Origin of the sequence: Vibrio sp. VP6 (assembly GCF_028823755.1) — a bacterium.
Lineage (GTDB): Bacteria > Pseudomonadota > Gammaproteobacteria > Enterobacterales > Vibrionaceae > Vibrio > Vibrio parahaemolyticus.
Window position 1 is genome coordinate 109,721 of the sequence record NZ_JAPEID010000005.1, and the last position, 23,819, is coordinate 133,539.

The window sequence follows — 23,819 nt, forward strand, 5'->3', positions numbered from 1 at the left end:
GATTAAGCCTCCTTCTGGTTTGGCGCTTTGCATAAGCGATCAAGAATGATGGCAACAAGAACAATCGCTAAACCAGCTTCAAAACCTTGTGAGATATTTACCGTGTTCAGTGCGCGCACAACTGGCTTACCTAAACCATCTGCACCTACTAGTGCGGCAATGACCACCATCGAAAGAGATAGCATAATACATTGAGTAACCCCCGCCATGATGCTAGGTAATGCCGCAGGTAACTCCACCTTAAACAGTAACTTCATACGGCTTGCGCCAAATGCTTTACCCGCTTCCAGTAGTTCTTGTGGCACTTTGATGATGCCCAAATACGTCAATCGAATTGGTGCGGCAATGGCAAAAATGATGGTTGAAATCAGTCCCGGTACAATGCCTAAACCAAACAAAACTAATGTCGGGATCAAGTAGACGAATGTCGGTACGGTTTGCATCAGATCCAAAATAGGTCGAAGTAACGTGTATAACCAAGGGCGATGCGCTGCCATGATCCCCAGTGGAACGCCAATTAATACGGAAATCGTTGTCGCTGCAAACACAAGAACAAAGGTTTCCAGCATTTCTTGCCAGTAGCCAAGGTTAAGAATTGCCAACAGAGCCAATACAATAAATACGACCAACGGGAGACTGCGGTGCAAAAACCACGCTAACGCAGCAGTCATAATGATAGGAGCGGCTGGCGGCATCCATTTAAAGATATCCACCACAAACATAATGATGGTTTCTAGGGTAATAGAGATTGCATCAAAAAAACCTGATGCATTGATGGTTAACCAATCGACGCCCGTTTCCATCCATTGGCCCAACGGTAGTTTGTTGTCCGTAATAAAATTCACAATAAAACCTATGTGTTGATGATGTGGGCATTGCTGCCCACTAAGAAAATCAATTAAGCGTTGTCTTTAAGGTAACGAGCAATTGCCGACTGAGCGTCTTGGCCATCGACGGTTTTCACGTCTTTCAGCCACGCTTCGATTTTGTCTGCGTTCGCGTTTAACCATGCCTGTGCCGCTTTAGATGGCTTTTGCTTCTGGTTAAGAATCGCTTCCATCAGCTCGTTTTCCATTTCTAGGCTGAATTCTAGGTTTTTCACTAGTTGACCCACATTCGGACACTCAGCAAGGTAGTTTTGACGTACGTTTGTATAAACGTTTGCACCGCCGTAATTTGGACCGAAGAAATCATCGCCACCCGCCAGGTATTCCATTTCAACGTTGCTGTTCATTGGGTGCGGTGCCCAACCCAAGTAAACGATCCACTGATTGCGACGTACCGCACGTGATACTTGTGACACCATGCCCGCTTCACTTGATTCAACTAGGCTGAAGTCTTTTAAACCAAACGCATTGCTGTCGATCATGGATTGAATCAGGCGGTTACCATCGTTACCTGGTTCGATGCCGTAAATGCGGTCTTTAAATTTGTCGGCATGTTTTTCCAGGTCAGCAAAGCTCTTCACACCGGCGTCATAAACGTATTTTGGTACTGCCAGAGTGTATTTCGCACCGACAAGGTTCGCTTTTACCGTTTCGACAGTGCCAGCATCTCGGTACTTAGCGATGTCACCTTCCATCGTTGGCATCCAGTTACCAAGGAAGATATCAATGTCGCCGTTCGCCATAGAAGAATAAGTTACTGGTACAGACAGCAGATCCGTCTTGGTTTTGTAACCCAAGCCTTTCAGTAGCTCTGTGGTTACAGCAGTGGTTGCGGTAATGTCTGTCCAACCGACATCAGCAAAACGAACCGTTTCACATTGATTTGCGTAAGCGCCAGTCGCTACAGAACTTAATGCGATAGTCGATAGTATTTTTGTCATCTTAGACATGTTGAATTCCTTTTAATAATTTCTGACTTTATTCTCAGTTTTTAAAGATTAAGAGATCGACTCCAAGTCTCTTTTCGGTGGATGCATTCGCTGCATCTCTTGCCAGTTCGGTGCAATCCAAACCGGAGTGTTATTTGATTTTTCTAGTGCGTTACCCAAGATCATGTCCGCAGCCCGTTCTGCAACCATGATGGTTGGCGCATTCAAGTTACCATTTGGAATGGTTGGGAAAATTGACGAGTCCACAACACGCAAACCCTGGATGCCGCGTACCTGACACTGCTCATCCAGTACGGCTAGCGGATCATCGTCTGCACCCATTTTGCAGCTACATGAAGGATGATAAGCACTCTCAACATTTTGCTTAACCCACTCATCAATTTGCTCGTCGGTAGTGATATTGAGACCTGGCTGGATCTCATCGCCACGGAACTCATCCATCGCAGGTTGATTGAGAATTTCGCGCGTCAGACGAATACAGTCACGCCAGTCCTGTTTATCTTGCTCGGCCGAGATGTAGTTAAACTCAATCTTTGGCTTATCATTCGGGTTAGAAGAAACCACCTCTACAGTGCCCCGGCTCTCTGGTTTATTAGGGCCGACGTGTACCTGGAAACCATGGCCATCAAAGGCAGCCTGTCCGTCATAACGCATTGCCGCAGGTAGGAAGTGATATTGAATATTTGGCCACTTTAATCCTTCACGCGAACGAATAAACGCACACGATTCAAAATGGTTAGTTGCGCCAAGACCTTTTCGAGTCAGAATCCACTCGGTACCGATTAACCCTTTGCTCACCAAGCCTAGTTTACTGTTCAGTGTGATTGGCTGCTTACAGTGGTATTGGAAGTACACTTCCAGATGGTCTTGCAGGTTTTTACCTACCCCTTCCAACTGGTGTTTCAACTCGATGCCCGCTTTTTCCAGTACATCTTTAGGACCAATACCGGAAAGTTGAAGTAGCTGTACCGAGCCGATTGAGCCTGCACTAGAAATGACTTCATTTTTCGCGAAACACTGCTGAATTGAACCTGCTTTCTCAAATTCAACGCCGACCGCTTTCTTGCCTTGTAGCCCTGTCTCTTCAAGTAACACACGACGCACAGTCACTCGCTTCATGAGCGTGAAGTTCTTGCGCTTTTTAGCACGGCTTAAGTATGCATTAGAGGTTGAAGCACGTACGCCTTTATCAACGGTCATGTGCATCGGACCGAAGCCTTCCTGCTGGAAACCGTTGTAATCGTCAGTTTCGGGATAGCCCGCCTCTTTACCAGCCTCAATAAAGGCTTCATACAACGGGTTCAGCTTCATGTCATTGCCGCTACATGTGCCTAGCGGACCACTGTCACCTCGGTACTCATCAGCACCACCGACCCAAGATTCAGCTTTGCGGAAGTACGGTAAGCACGCTTGGTAATTCCAACCTTTAGCTCCCTCTTCTTCCCACTGGTCGAAGTCGCAAGCATGGCCACGTACGTAAACCATACCGTTGATAGAAGAGCTACCACCGAGAACTTTACCGCGAGGACAGTGCAACTGGCGTCCATCAAGACCATCTTCTTGTACGGTCTCAAACTGCCAAGCGTATTTTTCAGTGTTCATCGGGTACGAAAGTGCTGTCGGCATTTGGATGAAAATACTCTTATCCGTACCACCCGCTTCCAGCAATAATACTGAGTGCTGACCACTCTCACTCAAGCGATCCGCTAACACACAGCCGGCCGAACCCGCACCGACGATAATATAATCGTAGTGTTGTTTCATTTTGTGTCTCCTAGGTGTGTTTAGGCGTAAGGGCTTTCGAAGTCGCTAAGCTGAACCAGTACGCTCTTAGTTTGCGTGTAGTGCTTCAGTGTTTCGACGCCGTTCTCACGGCCAATACCGGATTGCTTATAGCCACCAACTGGCATTTCTGCCGGAGAGTCACCCCATGCATTAACCCAGCAGATACCTGCCTGAATCTTATGAATTACGCGATGAGCGCGAGAGAGGTTCTGAGTAAAGACACCAGCAGCCAAGCCATAGTCCGTATCGTTAGCTCGCTCGATAACTTCAGCTTCTTCGCTAAATTTAAGCACGGACATTACAGGACCAAAGATCTCTTGCTGTACGTGGCTCATGCTGTCGTCACAGTCGATAAATACGGTTGGAGCAACGAAGTTACCATTTTGCAGACCATTATCTGTTACTTTGTAACCGCCGGTCAGCAGAGTGGCACCGCTCGCTTTTGCGCTCTCAATCGCTGACAGCACTTTGCTTTCATGTTCTTTTGAAATTAGGGCACCGATTTGTGTATTTTCATCAAGAGGGTCGCCGACAACCAGTTTCTCAGTACGAGTTTTAAGCTGTGCAACAAAGTCGTCGTAGATAGATTCATGGACGAATACACGGGTACCGTTGGTACATACCTCACCCTGAGTGTAAAAGTTAGCAACCATTGCGGCCGATACCGCATCATTCAACTTCGCATCATCAAAAACGATCAGTGGTGACTTGCCACCTAACTCCATTGTGACTTGCTTAAGCGTTTTTGCACTGTCACCCATAACAACTTTGCCAGTACCTGATTCGCCAGTGAACGATACTTTAGCAATATCCGGATGCGCCGTTAGCATCTGCCCTACGCGGTAGTCACCCTGCACGACGTTAAACACACCATCAGGAAGACCCGCTTCAGAATAAATTTCCGCAAGCTTAAGTGCTGTAAGCGGTGTTTCTTCCGACGGCTTAAAGATCATTGCATTACCCGCAGCCAGTGCTGGTGCTGATTTCCACATTGCGATTTGAATAGGATAGTTCCAGGCGCCAATACCTGCGCAAATTCCCAAAGGTTCACGGCGGGTATAGAAAAACTGGTTTTCATTAAGTGGTTGTTGCTCACCCTGCAAACTTGGTGCAAGACCAGCGTAATATTCGATAACATCTGCGCCTGTCGTAATATCAACAGCGATCGCTTCTTGAATTGGCTTACCCGTGTCCGCCACTTCTAAAGCGGCTAACTCGTCATTGCGTTCACGCAGAATCGCTACCGCTTTGTTGAGAATTCGGCTACGTTCTATGGCCGTCATTGCAGACCAAACCTCAAAGCCGCGCTTTGCAGATTCAATAGCGGCTTCCATATCGCTCTGGTTTGCTTGTTTAATATTGGCCAATGGCTCACCATTTGCCGGATTGTAAGTGGTGAAATGCTCTTCAGAACATCCGATATACATTGCACCATCGATGTAATGTGTTTTCATTTCCATAGTGAAGACCTGTGACTTTTATATTTTATGAGAGTAAAACGTTAGCTGCTTTTCGAGATAATCGTTGATGATGATCCTCGCTTTATCAGCATCGATGCCTTGCGGGTTGAGCGTGCCGCGTAGCCATATACCGTCAATCAGTGATGCTATCCCGTGAGCAACCAACTCTGCTTGCTCCGCACTTAATAGCGCTTTTAATTCTCTTCTTAGATGGGACAACAGACGTCGTTCATTCACTCGTTGCAAACGCTTAAGTTGCTCGTCATGCATTGAGTAAGACCAGAAAGCCAGCCACGTTTTAGCGACTTTGTTTTCTGCCTGATAACCAACAAAGTTGCCGTCAATAATGGCGTTGATACGCTGATGATGAGCATCTGCTGGCAACGCACGAAGCTTCCCAGTGATTGTTGAAGAAAGCTGACGAAGGATCTCGCGCATGGTTTCTTCTAACAACCCATGCTTACCACCGAAGTAGTGATTAATTATCCCCGTTGATACTCCAGCCTCTTTACTGATCAACGAGATGCTCGCAGCATGTAAACCGACTCTGTCAATCACTGACATGGTCGCTTTTACAAGCTGCGGTTTTCTGATTTCAGGCATCCCCACCTTTGGCATTTTGCGTCCTTGTTATTTTTAATTGAACGGTTAGTTAAATATAAAATGCCAAAAATTTAGTTCGAACTCAAACCATTTATTGTTAAAAGTAGTGATAATGAGATTTAAATACATGCCGTAATAAGACAAACCCAACCCTACCATCCATTCAAAGATCCGCCAAAAAACAAGAAACAAAACAAATTAACGCAATTAATTTCAACAACTTAATTAACAACAGCAGTTAAACTGAACTTCAACACCAACGAAGCGAACAACGCAACGCAGAAGCGTTAGAAAACATTTACATCGAACACTAATTATTTGTGTTGTTTCATTTCTGAATGGTAGGCAAGTAATTCCAATTAACTGCCCAGCCCCGTGAGTTGCTAGATTGTTACCAACCACAACTACGTAAATTAGAAGATTTAAATGAAAGATGGGAGCACCTGGCAAAATGGACGCATATCCAAGTGCTGCACTTGCAGGAAGCATATTGATAAGATTCAGATAGATAAGTACGTCGAGTTCTGCCAGAACTTAAGAAGGGAGTGGTGAGCACATAAAACTGGCAAAAAAAGAGCCGCGTTGCGCGACTCTTATTGTGCCATGCTCAGCTAAACGACAGTGCTTTCACACAGTTTCGTCCACTGGATTTGGCTTCGTACAACAACTTATCTGCTTGGCTACAAAGCGCTTCAAATGAAACGTCGACGTCATCCGAAGTGATCACACCAAAACTACAAGTGACATTCACGGCTTGATTGTTCTCCGTTACAAAGCCACGTTGAGAAAGCGCAATACGCAGTCGTTCAGCCAGCGCGGTTGCTTCTTCAAGATCGGTATTAGGAAGAACGATAACGAACTCTTCCCCACCAAGACGAGCAACAATATCACTCTCACGCACCGACGAGTCGAGCACTTTGGCTACGCCAGTTAATACGACATCACCAAACACATGGCCATAGGTATCGTTGACTTGTTTGAAGTGGTCGACATCCATCATAACCAGCGTGATCGGCCCTGTTTCCGGCTTTTTCGCTACCATTTTTTGCTTATCAAGCTTTCTTTCAACCCAATGATTGAGCGCCAAATAGCCGTAGTGAACACGCATGACTTGCTTGTTTAGCTTGTGAACCAACTTACCTTTCTTCGTTTCTGGAATTGGCTTTTCAATCAGCTTAGGCTTTTGCTCTGCAGGTTTCGCAAACCATTCTTCCAAGAATCGGCGGTTAAACAGGCCCGTTAACATGTCGGTTTTCGCCAAACGACGCATACGTAAACGCGAACGGTTCACGTACAAAAATACCAACGCCATAAGCAATAAAATACCAATCATTACCAATAACACTTCACCCAACAGGTAGAACGTTCGGCGATTATTCTCCAGCTCTAGACGCTGTAATACATTATTCCAGTTGAGGTTTTCGTTCTCGTACTCTAATCGCTCTAGCTCAAACAAGGTTTGTTGTCGCTCTAAGTTCTCGACTTCACGCTGATTACTAAATTGAATGAATTTTTCATGATATTGACCGTAGGTTTGATAGGCCAATTCGAAGTTTTGATCTCCGGCGTAAGCCATAGCAGCGACTTTTAACAGCTCCATTTGCTGCTGTTTGATGTAGCGACTCTCGATGATCTCAGGAAGTAAAGGCGTAATCATCGTTAACAAAGCTTGATACTGCTTACGCTCTAGCATGTACTCAGCTTGCAACAACTTAAATGTTGCCAAGTACGCATTCGAGGTTTCACGATACTGCAAGTTTTCGGCAAGCTTGAGATGACGCAGCATGTTTTTTTCGTTGTTGGTTTCGCGATACAGAGACGCAAGCTCCAAGTTCACCCGAAAGCGAAAACGTCCGTCACCAATAATCTGCGCAAGCTTTAAAGCTGCTTGATAAGATTTGATGGCTTCATCGTATTGGAACTGAGCTTTGTGTAGCTTTGCAATAGTTAGGACGCTAAGCAACTCATTAAACGACATGCGGCGGTCTTTAAAATAACGATACGCCTGCTTCAGCACGACTTCAGAGCGGTCATAGCCTTGAATTTTTACCAATACATCACCGAGCTCTAGCGCTGCACGTTCGACTAAGCCCTGCGCACCCGATGACTCCGCCGCTTCCATCGAAGACATCAACGCCGCGTACGATTTCTTATAGTCCCCTTGCTCATCGTAGTAACGACCTTTGAGCAACAGAACTTCCGATTCCAATTTCTTGTCACCTTTTTCTCGTGACGTTTCAAGCAAAGCATCCAACGACGAGAGCGCGGTATCGATATCTCGATTGCCCATCATGGCTCGAATTTGGATCAGCTTGAACAGCAAGTGCTCTTGGCTTTGTTCTGGTGTCAAACTCAACCCTTTATCTACCACTGCTAAGCTCTCTTTATCGCGCCCTAACAACTCAAGAACGGTCGACTTCGCCAGCCAATAACGAATCAACAGATCCTTGGGCTGGTTTTGCAGTAGAGAGTCTTCTTCTAATGATTCGATTTGTGCTAGTGAACTTTGTGGCAGCGCGTAAATTTGGCTCTCAATCCCTTCAAGAGATTGCAGAAACTTATCTTTTGGCTCAGGGCTTTGCGCATAGACTTTGGTCGTCAAAAACACGAACCAAAACACAAGCGACAACGCTCTGAGCTTATAAAATTGCGACATTATTATTATTCCCTGATGGGTAGTTACTTCAGTGTGGTGGGAAGTTTTGATTATTATTTTGCACGTGAATGACAATGGTCACACCGCGCATGCTTTCCCATGCATTCTGTAGTGAATAATAAATCACCAACTTTCGATGTAGAAACGATTTCGTCCCACAAAAAAGACAAAGAGAATAATTTTCAACCATAAAAGGGAATTTCTCATTTAAGAGACAAATGAATAATTTCAGTTTTGACGCAACAATAGATTTTATGGTTATTTCACGCGAAAACATCACAATTCTGGATAAAAAAGAAATTGCGTCGTGTCACTGAGCATGGTGTGTTATGAAAACTAGCGTATAAACGCTGTTGGAAGAGGACATTACGTGAAACTAAAGTGGCGCTTTAATGATCACTAGAATAATACGGAAGAACCAGCAACACTGTTATCGCTGGTCCTCTTATTAAGATTACATTCGCATTCCACCATCGACTTCTAGTACCCTCCCGGTGACGAACTCGTTGGTTAACACATATTTGATGGTCGATGAAATTTCGTCCGCAAGCCCTAAGCGTCCCACAGGGATCATACTAACCAAGCGTTCCATTGCTTCAGGTTTTATTTGATCGGTCATTGCGGTTTTGATAACGCCCGGTGCAATCGCCACTGAGCGGATGCCAAAACGCCCTAACTCTTTCGCCCACACCGTCGCCATGGTGGCTACGGCCGCTTTGGATGCGGAGTAGTTGGTTTGACCAATATTCCCGGCACGCGCAACGCTGGATATGTTGATCAGCACACCTTTACTGTCGGTGTTGAGCATTACCTTGCTCGCTTCACGACCGCACAGAAAAGTGCCTTTCACATTCACATCCAGAACGGACTGAAACTGCTCTAGCGACATCGCGTTAACCTGACCATCTTTTACTTTAATGAACATGCCATCGCGCATAATGCCTGCGTTATTGATCACGCCATTGAGCTGTTTGAAATCCGCTTCAATTTGCGCAAATGCAGTGCACACCTGCTGCTCGTCAGTCACGTTCGTCACGTAAAAACGAGCGGTAACGCCGAGAGATTCACACTCCGCTTTCGTTTCAGCCAGTTGGTCTGGGTTGAGGTCGATAAGCGCAAGATGAACGCCACTTTGCGCCAAAGACAGTGCCATTTGTTTACCCAGCCCCTGCCCAGCCCCCGTGATCGCAATGACCTTATTTGCTAACTCCATAAGCGCTCCTTAGGCCTGATTTTGCTTTTGGTAGAACTCGAACAAGCTTGAGAAATCTTTTTGCCCGTTGCCCTGACCGTTGTGAAAATTAAACAGATTACGAGCCAAGCTGCCCATTGGTGTTGATGTTTGACTGGCAACCGCCGCTTCCATCGCAAGACCGAGATCTTTCGCCATTAACTGGCTCATGAAGCCACCCTGATAGCCATTACTCGCAGGCGTATTTTCCATCACGCCCGGACACGGGTTGTAGAGCTCTAGAGCCCAATTTCGACCCGAACTTTGCAGCATAATGTCGGACAACACTTTAGGATCGAGTCCGTTTTCCATGCCTAAATTGAGTGCTTCACAAGTGCCGCTCATCAAAATGCCCAACATCATGTTATTGCAGATCTTCGCCACCTGACCGGCTCCGGCATCGCCAGCATGAAAAATGTTTTTGCCCATGTGGCTAAGCACCGCTTTGGCTTGAACAAAGTTCTCTTGTGAGCCGCCAACAATGAAAGTCAGCGTACCTGCCGCTGCGCCCGCAACGCCGCCAGACACCGGCGCGTCCACAAAGCTGATGCCACGCAGCTCTGATTGTTCTCCGACTGATCGTGCTGTCTCCGGATCGATGGTCGATGAATCAATCAGCAAAGTGCCCGATTTAACGCTGTCTAAGATCCCGTCTTGACCGAGATAAACGCTTTGAACGTGTTGGCTCGCTGGCAACATGGTGACTACCACGTCCGCACCTTGTACTGCCTGCTGAACCGAATCGGCACTTGAAGCGCCTAGTGCGGTAAGTTCTGCCACTGCGTTTGGGTTCAAATCAAACACTTCAACGTTCAAGCCCGCTTTGAGTAGGTTCTTAGCCATAGGCGCACCCATGTTGCCAAGGCCAATAAATGCAATTTTGTCCATGTCGTATTTCTTCCTTGTCTAAAGTACCGCAGTGGCAACCGACGATGCGGTCAGTGGGTATTCTGCTGAGTCAATTGGCGCGAAGAAGCGTTCCAAAGCTTGTGGCGTTACGTCAGAAACCGTGCGATGTTGCCAAGTCGGTTGATTGGTTTTATCAATAATCAGCGCACGAACCCCTTCTCTAAAATCACCTTCTAAACCACAACGTAGTGTTAGGTTAAATTCCATATCAAAACACGCTTTCAAAGAGAGATTTTGATACTGCGTTAACTGCTGATAGGTGATATTGAGCGACAACGGACTGCCATAGTTCAATGCTTTTTGCGCATTGACGAACCACTTGTTATCAACGTCAGCACTGCTGATTGCGCGAACAATCGAATCTAAATCACCCGAACAAAGCTGCTCAATCAATCCCGCATATGGCATCAACATCCCTTCGCTTGGCTCGTCCACTTGTACCAAACGCAGCGTAGTGGCGATTTTTTCGTTGATATTCGCTTCACCTTTCCAACTTATGGATGTAAGCAGATCCAACAGTGCTTGTTTGCTTTCTGGCTTTGCAATCCATTGGCTTAACCCCAACGCTTTCATGTCTGTCGCGTTGATTTGGCAAGCCGTCAAACTCAGAAAAAGTGCCAAATGTTTTGGCAGCTGATTTAGGAAGTACGTCGCGCCTACGTCTGGGTAAAGGCCGATCTTGATCTCTGGCATCGCAAAGCGTGTGGTGGTTTCTGCAACGCGATGGCTGGCGCCCATAAATAAGCCCACACCGCCGCCCATCAAATAACCATGTCCCCACGCGATGATCGGTTTTGGATAAGTGTGAATAAGATGATCACAGCGATATTCAAGGTCAAAGAAGGTCTCCATGGCTGAAAACGCAGAATCAAAATCTTGCTCTTTGTTTTCTAGAGCACGGTAGATAGCCTGAATATCACCACCTGCACAAAACGCTTTTTCACCCTGAGCATGCAAAAACACCGCAACGATACTGTCGTCCATTTGCCATTCATTAAGCTGTTTGTACAACTGCTCAATCATCACATAGCTAAGTGCGTTGAGGGCGGCTGGATTATCAAGCTCCAACACACCAATGGCAGAGCCGTCAGCACATTCTATCTGTGAAACATTTACCGTACCTGTCATTTGGCCTCCGCTAGCTGTTTGTCCATTGTGGCTTACGCTTCTGCAAGAAGGCATTCACACCCTCAGTCTGATCTTGTGTATTGAACAGCTGTAAGAACAGTTCACGCTCCGAGACCAATCCGGCCGCGTGAGTTTGGCTGCGTCGGCCTTGAATGAGCGTTTTGCACGCAGACACGGATTTCGGTGATTGACCTGCGACACGCTGTGCAAGTGCCATCGCTGCATCTAGTGCTTTGCCTTTTGCAACCACTTCTTCGACTAAACCAATTTTTTCCGCTCGCTCGGCCGTCACACGCTCACCACACAGGATCATGCGCTTCGCCCAACCTTCACCAACCAACGCGGTCAGGTTTTGCGTCCCGCCCGCGCAAGGCAACAAGCCGACCGATGCTTCAGGAAGTGCCATTTGTACTTGTTCTTCTGCGATGCGAAGGTCGCACGCCATTGCCACTTCCAAACCGCCACCCATCGCGTAACCATTAATTGCCGCGATGGAAACACCATCGAGCGCAGACAGCGCTTCAAAGGCTTCACCAAATGCGAACGCCATATCTGCGGCTTGCGATTTATCGCCGGATGCAAAGTTGTTGAGATCCGCGCCAGCAGAAAAGAATTTCTCTCCTTCGCCTGTCAGTACCAACGCATAAATAGAGCGATCATTACTGAGTTCAATCGCCAACTCTTTTAGCTGATTCAAAGATTCAAGCGTCCAAGTGTTTGCTGGCGGGTTACTAATCGTGAGCTTGGCAATGTGCGCTTCACGCTCTAATTTGATTTGTGCCGTCATAATCTTTCAGTCCTTTGTTATTCCTTGAGGTAAGGCTGTGTCTCGCTGACTAAAGCAGCTCTACGCCTTCCGTGAGTAAACGTCTTGAAATGATCAGACGCATGATTTCGTTGGTACCTTCAAGGATTTGGTGAACACGAACGTCTCGGAAATGGCGCTCGACCGGATATTCTTTGATGTAGCCATAACCACCGTGAATTTGCAGCGCCTGATCGCAGACTTTAAAGCCCACATCCGTGGCAAAGCGTTTTGCCATGGCACAGTACGCGCTTTTTTCTGTATGTTGCGCATCGAGTTTGGCGGCAGCAAATCGCACCATTTGACGCGCAGCAACCAGCTCAGTCGCCATATCGGCCAACTTGAATTGCAGGGCTTGAAATTGCGCCAGTGAACGTCCGAACTGTTTGCGTTCAGTCATGTATTGTTTGGCTTCGTTCAGTGCTTGTTGTGCCGTGCCGACGGAACAAGTAGCAATGTTGATTCGGCCGCCATCCAGACCAAGCATGGCAAACTTAAAACCTTCGCCCTCTTCACCCAACAGATAGTCGGCAGGAATGCGGACATTTTCGAAAGTGATCATGCGCGTTGGCTGGCAGTTCCAACCCATTTTGGCTTCTTTTTTACCGTAGCTAATGCCTTCGATGTCAGCAGGAACGACGAACGCAGAAACGCCACCCGCCCCTTCGCCGCACGAACGCGCCATCACGACGAGAACATCTGTATCACCCGCGCCAGAGATAAACACTTTTGCGCCATTGAGGACAAACTCGTCACCGTCACGTACCGCACTTGTCGTCAGCGAAGCGGCATCAGAGCCTGCGTTTGGCTCGGTTAAACAGTAGGAAGCAAGCTTTTCACCCGAAATTAAATCCGCGCTAAATTGCTGCGCGACTTCGGTTTTGGCAAAGCTGGTGATCATCCAAGTTGCCATGTTATGGATTGTCATAAACGCTGTAGTCGCGGTACAACCCATGGCCAACTGCTCAAAAATGATCGCTGCATCCAAACGAGATAACCCCAAGCCACCATGCTCTGGCGGTGTGTAGATGCTTAGAAAACCCAGCTCACCCGCCTGACGAAGCACATCTTTAGGGAAGTGATGGTTTTCATCCCACTCGGCCGCATGCGGTGCTAACATTTGGTCTGCAAACTGCTTTGCTACTTCGGCAAACGCGAGTTGATCTTCGTTTAATTCAAAATCCATCTTGAAGTCCTAAGGTCTAATTCGTTGCACTTGAAGCCAAGCCCACTTAAACGGAGGGCTTGGCTAGAGGTATCGCCAATCCAGTAATTAGCTAAGTTGGATAGTCATGTTTGGACCGCTTGGAATGTCATCTTCAAACCAACGCGCGGTGACGGTTTTCGTTTCGGTGTAGAAGCGAACCGCCTGTTTTCCATAAGCATGCAAATCGCCATAGAAACTGCCTTTCCACCCCGTAAATGAGAAGAACGGCAATGGCACCGGAATCGGCACGTTGATGCCTACGTTACCTACTTCGATATTGTGTTGATACTTTCTCGCGGCAGCGCCGTTCGCCGTGAAAATAGACGTACCATTACCAAAACGATTCGCGTTGATTAGCTCAATTGCCGCATCTAAATTGTCGACTTCCATTGTCAGCAGCACTGGGCCAAAAATCTCTTCCTGATAAATCGACATGTCAGTAGTCACGTTAGTGAATAGCGTTGGACCAACCCAGTTGCCGTTCGGGAAGCCAGGTACTTGGCAATCTGTCCCATCCAGAACACAGTTCGCGCCTGACGCTTTGCCTTCATTAATCAGATTCACCACTCGCTGCTTCGCTTGCGGGCTAATCAGCGGACCATAACCGGCGGTTTCATCATCCCACGCGCCTGGTTGAACTTGAGCTAACGCCTCTTTAAGCTCTGGAATCCATTCTTTGGTTTCGCCGACAAATACCGCCACCGAAATCGCCATACAGCGTTGGCCTGCGGCACCGACTGACGCGCCAACTAGGTTATTGATGACTTGCTGCTTGTTTGCATCTGGCATGATGACCATGTGGTTCTTCGCACCCGCAAATGACTGCACGCGCTTTAGGTTGTCTGTACCTGTTTTGTAGATGTATTCACCAACTGGCACAGAGCCTACAAAAGAAATCGCACGAACCACCGGATCGGTAAGAATGCGATCGACTTGTTCTTTCGAGCCATGGACAATTTGTAGTACGCCTTTTGGTGCACCTGCTTGCTCAAACAGAGCTGCCAGTTTCATTGCTGTCAGCGGCACTTGCTCTGAAGGTTTCAAAATGAAAGTGTTTCCACAAGCGATCGCCATTGGGAACATCCACAGTGGGATCATCGCCGGGAAGTTAAACGGGGTAATGCCAGCACAAACACCAAGAGGCTGGACATAAGAGTAACCATCAATATTGGTTGCCACGTTTTCTACCGTTTCGCCCATCATCGAGCTACAGATATTCGCCGCTTGTTCCACCACTTCAATACCACGCCAAACATCCCCTTTTGCATCCGCTAGGGTTTTGCCTGTTTCGCTGGAAAGCAGTATCGCCAACTCATCGTGTTGCTCTTTTAGTAGATGTTGATAGCGCAGCATCAGTCTTGCACGCTCGGGCGCCGCCACTTCTTTCCAACGCTTAAACGTTTCTGTTGCGCTGGCAATAGCCGCATTCATTTCCGATTCCGTGGCACAAGGCACTTGCGCAATCACCTCATTGGTTGTCGGGTTAGTTACATCTAGCCATTGTTTTGAGTCGGATTGGGTAAATTCACCACCGATGTACTGCTTTACTTGTTCTGTCATGATGACATCCTTGTATTTTTCAGCTTTGTACTGACTACTGTTAGTAAAATCGACACTGGCTTACGCCGCGGTCAAAGTGTTGTGTTCAAAAGTCTTAACAGATCTCAATCGCAATTGCGGTTGCCTCGCCACCACCAATACAAAGCGATGCAACGCCACGTTTACCGCCTGTTTGTTTAAGAGCGTGAATCAAAGTCACGAGGATTCGGTTACCACTTGCACCAATGGGGTGGCCTAAAGCACATGCACCGCCGCGAGAGTTCACTTTGCTCGCGTCCAGTTCGAGTGTCTTCACCGCGTATTGAGTGACAACAGCAAAGGCTTCATTGATTTCCCAAAGGTCCACGTCTGATTTGTCCCAGCCCGTTTTTTCCAACAGCGTTTCAATCGCGAATACGGGTGCGATGGTGAACTCATCTGGCTGTCTTGCATGCGTGCTGTACGCGACAATTTTGGCTAGAGGTTGAAGGTTTTCCTGACGGCCAAATTCACTATCGACCAATACCATTGCCGATGCACCATCAGAAATAGAACTGGAGTTGGCTGCCGTTACGCCGCCATCTTTAGCAAACGCAGGGCGTAAGGTAGGAATTCTAGTGACGTCGAGTTTACTCGGTTGCTCATCGTCTACAACCAAGGTGTCACCACGTCGACTTTTTACGTTAACAGGCACGATCTCTTCTTTGAACAAACCTTGCTCAATCGCTTGCTGCGCACGAGTCACCGATTGTTGTGCCCATGCATCCATACTTTCACGGCTGAATTGGTACTTTTGCGCGGTTTGTTCGGCAAAGACACCCATCAATTCGCCTTGGTAGGCATCCTGCAAACCGTCATAAAACATGTGATCAAGCACTTGCTCGTGACCTAAACGGAAACCATCACGCGCTTTCTTTAATAGATAAGGAGAAGACGACATGTTTTCCATACCACCAGCGATAACCGCATGCGCATTACCAGATTGAATAAGATCATGGGCCAGCATCACGGTTTTCATACCCGATCCACAAACTTTGTTCAGTGTCGTACAACCAATCGATTGTGGCATTTCAGCTTTAAGACTTGCTTGTCTTGCTGGCGCTTGCCCCACACCGGCGGGTAAAACGCATCCCATCAACACTTCGTTTATTTTGTGCACATCGAGTTGGCTTTCGGCTAGCGCCCCTTGAATGGCTTTCGCACCGAGTTCCGTGACATCTGTTGAAGCTAATGCACCTTGAAAAGAGCCGATAGGCGTTCGCTTAGCGGCAACAATCCATGTTTCATTTTTCATTCCATTAACCTTTTGTTGACGTTTACGTCATAACTATACTAACATTTACGTTAACGTCAAGTTTGAGGTTATTGTTTGTTCGAGTGATTCTTTTATTTCGAGTAAATGCGAGTGATATCAAGGCTCAAGAGTGGATGTTGTTTGTTTACTTTAACGTTAACGAATTGTATATTCGTATGAATGTTATACGAAAGTCGTAAGGTTAAGGAATGAACACATTTAAGATCAGCGAGCTCGCGAAGGAGTTCGACATTACTACCCGAAGTATTCGCTTCTACGAAGATTTAGGTCTCCTAACTCCAGAACGTAAAGGCAACACTCGAATCTACAATGGTCGCGATCGAATTCGACTAAAACTGATTTTGCGAGGTAAGCGATTGGGCTTTTCTCTTGCAGATATCAAAGAGTTATTTGAACTCTACGATACCGATCAAAGTACTGAGCAGTTGAACTATATGATTCGGTTGATCGAAGAGAAGAAGGCAGCATTGCAACAGCAAGCAAACGACATTCAAGCGGTAATGATGGAGTTAAACGCGGCACAGTTGCGATGCCAAAACACACTGAGATCCATGAAAGGCGAAAAAGTCACCTGATACCTCAGCACTGGGATGTAGGTGACGTAAAGGCAAGGACACGCAATGAAATCTACCTACTCTTCCCTGAACTTTGTTTATGACGAAAATACCGATTTGCTTCGCGAGCAAATCAATAGTTTTGCTGCAAGAGAAATTGCGCCGCTAGCGCAATCTATCGACCAATCTAACGACTTTCCAAACCATCTTTGGTCCAAGCTGGGTGACATGGGTCTTTTAGGCGTGACCACCAGCGAAGAGTTTGGTGGTGCAGGCATGGGCTATCTCGCCCACGTTATTGCCATGGAAGAAATCAGCCGAGCTTCCGCCTCGGTCGCATTAAGTTACGGCGCTCACTCCAATCTTTGTGTCAATCAAATCCACCGCAACGGCACACAAGCGCAAAAAGAGAAATACCTACCTAAACTCATCTCCGGTGAACATATTGGTGCTCTAGCAATGAGCGAGCCCGGCGCTGGCTCTGATGTGGTCTCTATGCAGCTTAAAGCGGAACGTAAAGGCGATATTTTCCTGCTAAACGGCAACAAAATGTGGATCACCAACGGCCCTGATGCACACACCTATGTTGTCTACGCCAAAACCGATCCAAGCCAGCACTCCAAAGGCATCACGGCCTTTATTGTAGAACGTGGATACCCGGGATTCACTCAAGCGCAAAAGCTCGACAAACTAGGCATGCGCGGTTCGAACACTTGTGAATTGGTATTCCAAAACTGCGAAGTCCCTGCGGAAAATATTCTCGGCGAAGAAAACCAAGGCGTGAAAGTGTTGATGAGCGGTTTGGACTACGAACGCGTTGTCCTTGCCGGCGGCCCGCTTGGCATTATGCAGGCATGTATGGATATCGTTGTGCCATATATCCACGACCGTAAACAGTTCGGCAAATCCATTGGCGAATTCCAGCTTGTGCAAGCGAAAATCGCGGATATGTACACACAAATGAATGCTGCTAAAGCCTACGTATATGCTGTGGCAGCTGCTTGTGATCGCGGTGAAACCACACGTAAAGATTCTGCTGGTGCGATCCTCTACAGCGCAGAGCTGGCAACCAAAATGGCATTAGATGTCATTCAGCTACTCGGTGGTAACGGTTATATCAATGAGTTTGATACCGGTCGTTTGCTACGTGATGCCAAACTATATGAAATTGGGGCCGGCACTTCAGAAATTCGCCGCATGCTTATTGGTCGCGAATTGTTTAACGAAAGCGCCTAATCAACATACCTAGGCGTTCTGAATCTAAATAAATTCCTTATTCAACCTAAATCTTATTCAACATAGATAAAGGCGGGTGGTGTCACCCGTCTACCGAATGGAGATCGGCTATTTATGGCTTGTTTGACGACCAATATTAATACCCATTCAGAGCAGTATCAGGAAAACTACCGCTCTATGGCGTCGCTCGTGGATCAACTCTATACCGTGACTGCGCAAATCGAAGATGGTGGCGGCGAGAAAGCACGTGAGCATCAGCAGAAGAAAGGCAAACTTCCGGTACGTGAGCGCATTCTTGCCCTCCTCGATCCCGGTTCATCCTTCTTAGAAATTGGCCAGTTCGCGGGTTGGGATGTGTATCCAGATTACGTTCCATGTGCTGGAGTGGTTGCAGGTGTGGGTGTGATTGACGGCACTGAGTGCATGATCGTCGCGAACGACGTGACGGTAAAAGGCGGCAGTTACTACCCACTTACCGTGAAAAAGCACTTAAGAGCACAGGAAATTGCAGAAAAATGCCAACTGCCGTGTGTTTACTTAGTCGACTCTGGCGGCGCTAACCTACCCCGCCAAGATGAGGTCTTCCCAGACAAAGACCACTTCGGTCGTATTTTCTATAACCAAGCCCGAATGTCAGCCAAGGGTATCCCGCAAATTGCAGTGGTCATGGGGCTATGTACCGCTGGCGGAGCTTACGTGCCTGCCATGTGTGACGTTTCGATCATCGTAAAAGAGCAAGGCACGATTTTCTTGGCAGGTCCACCGCTCGTTAAAGCGGCGACAGGTGAAGAAGTCAGCGCGGAAGATCTTGGTGGCGCAGACGTGCATTGCCGTACCTCTGGTGTGGCGGACTATTACGCAGAAAACGACCACCATGCATTAGAGCTGGCAAGACAAGCGGTTTCACAAATCAACCACTTGAAACCCGTCCAACTCAAGCAAAAAACGCCACAGGAACCACGCTTTCCTGCGCGAGAGCTGTACGGCATCGTCGGAACCGATCTTAAAAAGCCGTTTGATGTAAAAGAAGTGATTGCCCGAATTGTTGATGATTCGCAGTTCGATGAATTTAAAGCGCTATTTGGTGAAACCTTAGTCTGTGGCTTTGCCCATATTCACGGTATGCCGATTGGCATTGTCGCTAACAACGGCATTCTATTTTCAGAATCCGCACAAAAAGGCGCGCATTTTATTGAGCTGTGCGCACAGCGCAAAATTCCTCTGCTTTTCTTGCAGAACATCACTGGCTTTATGGTCGGTCAGAAGTACGAAGCCGAAGGCATCGCCAAACATGGCGCGAAAATGGTAACCGCTGTGGCGTGTGCGGACGTGCCTAAATTTACCGTGGTTATTGGTGGCTCGTATGGCGCAGGTAACTACGGCATGTGTGGCCGAGCTTATGACCCAACCATGATGTGGATGTGGCCAAACGCACGCATCTCCGTCATGGGTGGAGAGCAAGCGGCTGGCGTGATGGCGCAAGTAACCCGCGATATCAAAACGCGGAAAGGTGAAAGCTGGAGCGTAGAGGAAGAAGAAGCGTTCAAACGTCCAATTGCGGAGCAATATCAAGTCCAAAGCCACGCTTATTACGCCAGTGCCCGCCTGTGGGACGACGGGATTATTGATCCGGCGAAAACACGCGATGTTGTCGGCATTGCTCTGTCTGCTGCGCTCAATGCACCAATACCAGACAGTAAATTTGGCATCTTCCGCATGTAGCCGGAGACAAGGCAAACCTTAACTCCTCGCGAATACCGATGTTTGTACAAGTAACGGTTAGCGAGCATTGGAATAGAGACTGAAATGTCAGACATAGGAAGTCACATGACCGGACTACTGCTTGAAAAAGACAGCAATGGCGTTGCCTGGTTGAGCCTGAATCGACCAGAGAAACACAACGCGTTTAATGACGAGTTAATTGCTTCACTTATCGAAACTTTGGAACAACTTGAGCAAGACGATTCTTTACGTGCATTGGTGCTCACCGCGCAAGGGAAACACTTTTCTGCGGGTGCTGATCTTGGCTGGATGCAGTCAATGGCCACCAAAACCGAGAGTGAAAACCTTCAAGATGCACAGCAATTGGCGATGCTCCTGCATAAACTGGATACCTTTAGCAAACCAACCATTGCCATGGTGCATGGCGCGGCATTTGGTGGTGCACTCGGGCTTATCTGCTGCTGCGATATCGCTATCGGTACACCTGAAAGCCGCTTCTGTTTGAGTGAAGTGAAGCTCGGTTTATTACCCGCCACCATCGGCCCATACGTAATCCGAGCGATTGGACAACGACAAAGCCGACGCTACTTTTTAACCGCGGAACTGATTGATGCCGAAACCGCGCTATCGATGAATATTCTTCATCAGATCGACTCTCAACCACGTGAAGCCGTCAATCGCACCATTGACCACCTGCTCAACAACGGTCCACAAGCCATGCAGGCAGCAAAAATGCTCTGCTTACGTTGTGACAACCAACCTATCGATCACTCATTAATTGAATACACCAGCCAAGCCATTGCAACCGCCCGCGTGTCCGGTGAAGGACAAGAAGGACTGAGTGCATTTTTTGAAAAGCGCGCCGCTCATTGGAGGAATCATGTTTAAAAGAATACTGATCGCAAACCGCGGTGAAATTGCCTGCCGAATCATTAAAACCGCAAAAAGCATGGCTATCGAGACGGTTGCCGTCTATTCCGAAGCGGATCGCAGCAGCTTACATGTAAAACAGGCGGATTTCGCTGAATTCATTGGCCCTGCTCCGGCAAGTGAGTCGTATCTCGATATCGATGCGATTATCGGCGCAGCGAAAAAATGGCAAGCCGATGCTATCCACCCTGGGTATGGTTTTCTTTCCGAGAACCCGAAACTAGCCAAAGCGTGCAGTGAAAATGGCATCGTTTTTATTGGTCCCTCTACCAACGCAATCGAGGCTATGGGGTCGAAATCTCAAGCCAAAGCAATCATGTCAGAGGCGAACGTGCCTTTGGTTCCGGGCTATCACGGCACAGACAACAGCGTTGAGCATTTATTAACGGAAGCGGAAAAAATCGGTTACCCAGTGATGCTTAAAGCAACCCAAGGTGGCGGCGGTAAAGGCATGCGAGTGGTCAATAGCGCAGCCGAAATGCCCTTGGCCATCGACGGTGCGCAGCGTGAAGCGCTTTCCAGCTTTGGCGACAAGCAGCTTCTAATCGAAAAATGCATATTGCAGCCTCGCCACGTTGAGGTGCAGGTATTTGCTGACCAACATGGTAACTGTGTCTATCTCTCTGATCGTGACTGTTCCATTCAGCGTCGTCATCAAAAGGTGGTCGAAGAAGCACCTGCACCCGGTCTTGGGGATGAACTGCGTAAACAAATGGGTGAAGCCGCAGTTCAGGCCGCTCAAGCGATTGACTATGTAGGCGCTGGTACGGTTGAGTTCTTGCTCGATAGCCGAGGTCAATTCTACTTCATGGAGATGAATACCCGCCTTCAAGTTGAACACCCTGTCACTGAATTGATCACCGGCGTTGATTTGGTTGAATGGCAATTCAAAGTCGCAGCTGGTGAGCATTTACCGATCTCGCAATCCGAAATCACCCATAACGGACACTCAATCGAGCTGCGAATTTACGCTGAAGATGCCGACAATGACTTTATGCCGTCGACTGGACGCATTGATTATTTACAAGAACCCATCTCAGACAGCAATGTTCGACTAGCTTGTGTGCGTGTTGATAGCGGTGTTACTCAAGGCGATATCATCAGCGAATACTACGATCCGATGATCAGCAAACTGATCGTCTGGGGTCAAACTCGTGATATCGCCCTAAAACAGCTTAAACAGGCGTTGACTCAATACCACGTACGTGGAGTAACGACAAACATCGGTTATCTGCATAGCATTATTTCGCAGCCAGCCTTTGCCGAGATTGAGCTTGATACAGGTTTCCTCGTCACACACCAGCAAGGCATAAGTGAGCAGCAAAACGTGTCGGATTCTATCTGGCTAACGTTGGCGGCGGTTGCTCGCTGGAATGATCTCACTTCAAAATCAGGCAGCTCAACGTTACCCTCTCCAACCACGCAAGGTTTTAGGCTATCAATTGACAACGTTTATCGATTTAACTTCACGGATGCCAATGCCAACCATCAAGTACGCTTGCAACAACCATCGCAAGATACAGGGACTCAGCACCTTAACCACTTCACAGTCCGATGCGGTGAGGAGTTGCATCAGGTCACTTTGCTTGAAAGTGGCAACCAGTTCGTCGTCGATATCGATAATGTTCGTTACACCTTTAACGCGCTTAGCGACGAGCACCAGACAACGCTGTTTTATCTTGGTCAGCAACGTACCTTTGTTCACCAACCAAGTTTTGAATCACCAAAAGGCAAAGACGACGAACTTAGTCCAACCGCACCACTGAACGGCGTGATCTCGGCGGTCATGGCAAATAAGGGAGACAAAGTAGCGGCTGGCGATCCGCTGTTAGTACTCGAAGCAATGAAGATGGAATACACCATTACCGCTCCGGTAGCAGCGACCGTTGATGAAGTGTTTTATCAACATGGAGACCAAGTACTGCACGGTTCCATCCTGCTGCATTTAATTTCTGCACCCGATAATGTCTGTGAAGATAAGGAGCACGAATATGCTACCAACGAAAGTTAACATCGTCGAAGTCGGCGCGCGTGATGGCTTGCAGAATGAAACGGCAGTGACGCTGGTTGATAAAATCCGTTTGATCAATCTGCTAAGCAACAGTGGCTTAGAGCACATTGAAGCAGGCTCTTTCGTCTCGCCGAAATGGGTACCTCAAATGGCCGATTCCGATCAGGTGTTTGCGGGGATCACACAAAAGCCTAACGTGGTTTATAGCGCACTCACACCAAATCTCGCAGGGTTAGAACGTGCACTGGAAAGCGGCGTAAAGCAAATCGCGGTATTTGGCTCCGCTTCAGAAGCGTTCAGCCAGAAGAACATCAACTGCAGCATTGCGGAAAGCATCTCTCGCTTTGAACCCGTTATCGAGCTCGCACAGCAGCACAACATTCCAGTGCGCGGTTACTTGTCTTGCACCATGGTTTGCCCCTACGAGGGAGAAATAAAACCAGAGCAAACCACCACGGTCGCCAATACGTTGTTTGATATGGGATGTTATGAAATATCTCTAGGCGATACTGTCGGTAAAGCAACGCCCAATCGCGTTATCGCCATGCTGGATTCGCTATTAACGCAACTGACAAAAGACGCGTTAGCCGTGCACTTCCACGATACCTACGGGCAAGCACTAGCCAATATTTACCAAGCCTTGTTAATGGGTATCAACACCATTGACAGCGCTGTTGCTGGTTTGGGGGGCTGCCCTTACGCGAAAGGAGCCAGTGGTAATGTCGCAACGGAAGATGTGCTTTATCTGTGTGAGCAGCTTGGCATTGAAACGGGGATTGATCTCAACATTATCAATGAAGCGGGTTGGCAAATTTGCCATGCATTAGGTAAACGTCCGTCTTCCAAAGTAGCACTCGCTCTGGGTGATCCGCACAGCTTGTAAAAGACTCC

At 47.7% G+C, this 23,819-nt stretch carries 19 protein-coding genes; 6 read left to right on the forward strand and 13 right to left on the reverse strand.

Annotated elements, in window-relative coordinates:
- Positions 1-2: 2 nt before the first annotated feature.
- From choW to OU793_RS05285, 13 genes are all read right to left on the reverse strand, one after another.
- Positions 3-845, reverse strand: a complete 843-nt coding sequence (gene choW / locus OU793_RS05225) for a choline ABC transporter permease subunit (protein ID WP_047732335.1) — start codon at positions 843-845, stop codon at positions 3-5.
- 53 nt (positions 846-898) lie between these two features.
- The gene (locus OU793_RS05230) at positions 899-1,837 is read right to left on the reverse strand and encodes a choline ABC transporter substrate-binding protein (RefSeq protein ID WP_029832585.1); all 939 of its coding nucleotides are present in this window, start codon (positions 1,835-1,837) and stop codon (positions 899-901) included.
- A 48-nt stretch (positions 1,838-1,885) separates the two neighbouring features.
- A complete protein-coding gene (gene betA / locus OU793_RS05235) occupies positions 1,886-3,601 on the reverse strand; it encodes a choline dehydrogenase (protein ID WP_140102972.1) in 1,716 nt (571 codons plus the stop codon).
- 20 nt (positions 3,602-3,621) lie between these two features.
- Positions 3,622-5,082: a betaine-aldehyde dehydrogenase gene (gene betB / locus OU793_RS05240; RefSeq protein ID WP_021449499.1), complete on the reverse strand. Its 1,461-nt coding sequence runs from the start codon at positions 5,080-5,082 to the stop codon at positions 3,622-3,624.
- Between the two features lie 18 nt (positions 5,083-5,100).
- Entirely contained in the window at positions 5,101-5,700 is a 600-nt protein-coding gene (betI, locus tag OU793_RS05245; RefSeq protein WP_005463648.1) for a transcriptional regulator BetI, read from the reverse strand.
- Positions 5,701-6,292: 592 nt separating this feature from the next.
- The gene (locus tag OU793_RS05250) at positions 6,293-8,341 is read right to left on the reverse strand and encodes a GGDEF domain-containing protein (RefSeq protein WP_140050908.1); all 2,049 of its coding nucleotides are present in this window, start codon (positions 8,339-8,341) and stop codon (positions 6,293-6,295) included.
- Between the two features lie 454 nt (positions 8,342-8,795).
- Complete coding sequence (locus OU793_RS05255; protein ID WP_140102973.1) at positions 8,796-9,554, reverse strand: SDR family oxidoreductase; 759 nt, start codon at positions 9,552-9,554, stop codon at positions 8,796-8,798.
- A gap of 9 nt (positions 9,555-9,563) precedes the next feature.
- Entirely contained in the window at positions 9,564-10,460 is an 897-nt protein-coding gene (gene mmsB / locus OU793_RS05260) for a 3-hydroxyisobutyrate dehydrogenase (RefSeq protein ID WP_025442644.1), read from the reverse strand.
- A gap of 18 nt (positions 10,461-10,478) precedes the next feature.
- The gene (locus OU793_RS05265; RefSeq protein WP_159404357.1) at positions 10,479-11,609 is read right to left on the reverse strand and encodes an enoyl-CoA hydratase/isomerase family protein; all 1,131 of its coding nucleotides are present in this window, start codon (positions 11,607-11,609) and stop codon (positions 10,479-10,481) included.
- Between the two features lie 10 nt (positions 11,610-11,619).
- Positions 11,620-12,396 (reverse strand): enoyl-CoA hydratase, encoded by a 777-nt coding sequence (locus tag OU793_RS05270; protein WP_140102975.1) that lies wholly within the window; start codon positions 12,394-12,396, stop codon positions 11,620-11,622.
- A 49-nt stretch (positions 12,397-12,445) separates the two neighbouring features.
- Positions 12,446-13,600 carry an acyl-CoA dehydrogenase family protein gene (locus OU793_RS05275; protein WP_140102976.1) on the reverse strand — a complete coding sequence of 385 codons (1,155 nt, stop codon included), beginning with the start codon at positions 13,598-13,600 and terminating at the stop codon, positions 12,446-12,448.
- 87 nt (positions 13,601-13,687) lie between these two features.
- Positions 13,688-15,181 carry a CoA-acylating methylmalonate-semialdehyde dehydrogenase gene (locus OU793_RS05280; RefSeq protein ID WP_140102977.1) on the reverse strand — a complete coding sequence of 498 codons (1,494 nt, stop codon included), beginning with the start codon at positions 15,179-15,181 and terminating at the stop codon, positions 13,688-13,690.
- A gap of 94 nt (positions 15,182-15,275) precedes the next feature.
- On the reverse strand, positions 15,276-16,454 hold the full coding sequence (locus OU793_RS05285) for a thiolase family protein (RefSeq protein ID WP_140102978.1): 1,179 nt from the start codon (positions 16,452-16,454) through the stop codon (positions 15,276-15,278).
- A gap of 209 nt (positions 16,455-16,663) precedes the next feature.
- Between OU793_RS05285 and OU793_RS05290 the strand changes: the two genes are divergently transcribed.
- From OU793_RS05290 to OU793_RS05315, 6 genes are all read left to right on the forward strand, one after another.
- Positions 16,664-17,050 carry a MerR family DNA-binding transcriptional regulator gene (locus OU793_RS05290; protein ID WP_005373242.1) on the forward strand — a complete coding sequence of 129 codons (387 nt, stop codon included), beginning with the start codon at positions 16,664-16,666 and terminating at the stop codon, positions 17,048-17,050.
- A 45-nt stretch (positions 17,051-17,095) separates the two neighbouring features.
- Positions 17,096-18,265: an isovaleryl-CoA dehydrogenase gene (locus OU793_RS05295; RefSeq protein WP_159404358.1), complete on the forward strand. Its 1,170-nt coding sequence runs from the start codon at positions 17,096-17,098 to the stop codon at positions 18,263-18,265.
- A 114-nt stretch (positions 18,266-18,379) separates the two neighbouring features.
- Entirely contained in the window at positions 18,380-19,987 is a 1,608-nt protein-coding gene (locus tag OU793_RS05300; RefSeq protein ID WP_020838010.1) for a carboxyl transferase domain-containing protein, read from the forward strand.
- 105 nt (positions 19,988-20,092) lie between these two features.
- Entirely contained in the window at positions 20,093-20,875 is a 783-nt protein-coding gene (locus tag OU793_RS05305) for an enoyl-CoA hydratase-related protein (protein ID WP_180793831.1), read from the forward strand.
- On the forward strand, positions 20,868-22,928 hold the full coding sequence (locus OU793_RS05310; protein WP_180793832.1) for an acetyl/propionyl/methylcrotonyl-CoA carboxylase subunit alpha: 2,061 nt from the start codon (positions 20,868-20,870) through the stop codon (positions 22,926-22,928). Before OU793_RS05305 ends, OU793_RS05310 begins: the two co-directional genes overlap by 8 nt.
- Complete coding sequence (locus OU793_RS05315) at positions 22,909-23,811, forward strand: hydroxymethylglutaryl-CoA lyase (protein WP_180793833.1); 903 nt, start codon at positions 22,909-22,911, stop codon at positions 23,809-23,811. The genes OU793_RS05310 and OU793_RS05315 overlap by 20 nt, the downstream gene beginning before the upstream one ends.
- Positions 23,812-23,819 lie beyond the last annotated feature (8 nt).

Coding starts and splice junctions, on each gene's coding strand:
- OU793_RS05230 (WP_029832585.1), bottom strand. CDS start 1,837: ATGTCTAAGATGACAAAAATACTATCGACTATCGCATTAAGTTCTGTA.
- betA (WP_140102972.1), bottom strand. CDS start 3,601: ATGAAACAACACTACGATTATATTATCGTCGGTGCGGGTTCGGCCGGC.
- betB (WP_021449499.1), bottom strand. CDS start 5,082: ATGGAAATGAAAACACATTACATCGATGGTGCAATGTATATCGGATGT.
- betI (WP_005463648.1), bottom strand. CDS start 5,700: ATGCCAAAGGTGGGGATGCCTGAAATCAGAAAACCGCAGCTTGTAAAA.
- OU793_RS05250 (WP_140050908.1), bottom strand. CDS start 8,341: ATGTCGCAATTTTATAAGCTCAGAGCGTTGTCGCTTGTGTTTTGGTTC.
- OU793_RS05255 (WP_140102973.1), bottom strand. CDS start 9,554: ATGGAGTTAGCAAATAAGGTCATTGCGATCACGGGGGCTGGGCAGGGG.
- mmsB (WP_025442644.1), bottom strand. CDS start 10,460: ATGGACAAAATTGCATTTATTGGCCTTGGCAACATGGGTGCGCCTATG.
- OU793_RS05265 (WP_159404357.1), bottom strand. CDS start 11,609: ATGACAGGTACGGTAAATGTTTCACAGATAGAATGTGCTGACGGCTCT.
- OU793_RS05270 (WP_140102975.1), bottom strand. CDS start 12,396: ATGACGGCACAAATCAAATTAGAGCGTGAAGCGCACATTGCCAAGCTC.
- OU793_RS05275 (WP_140102976.1), bottom strand. CDS start 13,600: ATGGATTTTGAATTAAACGAAGATCAACTCGCGTTTGCCGAAGTAGCA.
- OU793_RS05280 (WP_140102977.1), bottom strand. CDS start 15,181: ATGACAGAACAAGTAAAGCAGTACATCGGTGGTGAATTTACCCAATCC.
- OU793_RS05285 (WP_140102978.1), bottom strand. CDS start 16,454: ATGAAAAATGAAACATGGATTGTTGCCGCTAAGCGAACGCCTATCGGC.
- OU793_RS05290 (WP_005373242.1), top strand. CDS start 16,664: ATGAACACATTTAAGATCAGCGAGCTCGCGAAGGAGTTCGACATTACT.
- OU793_RS05295 (WP_159404358.1), top strand. CDS start 17,096: ATGAAATCTACCTACTCTTCCCTGAACTTTGTTTATGACGAAAATACC.
- OU793_RS05300 (WP_020838010.1), top strand. CDS start 18,380: ATGGCTTGTTTGACGACCAATATTAATACCCATTCAGAGCAGTATCAG.
- OU793_RS05305 (WP_180793831.1), top strand. CDS start 20,093: ATGACCGGACTACTGCTTGAAAAAGACAGCAATGGCGTTGCCTGGTTG.
- OU793_RS05310 (WP_180793832.1), top strand. CDS start 20,868: ATGTTTAAAAGAATACTGATCGCAAACCGCGGTGAAATTGCCTGCCGA.
- OU793_RS05315 (WP_180793833.1), top strand. CDS start 22,909: ATGCTACCAACGAAAGTTAACATCGTCGAAGTCGGCGCGCGTGATGGC.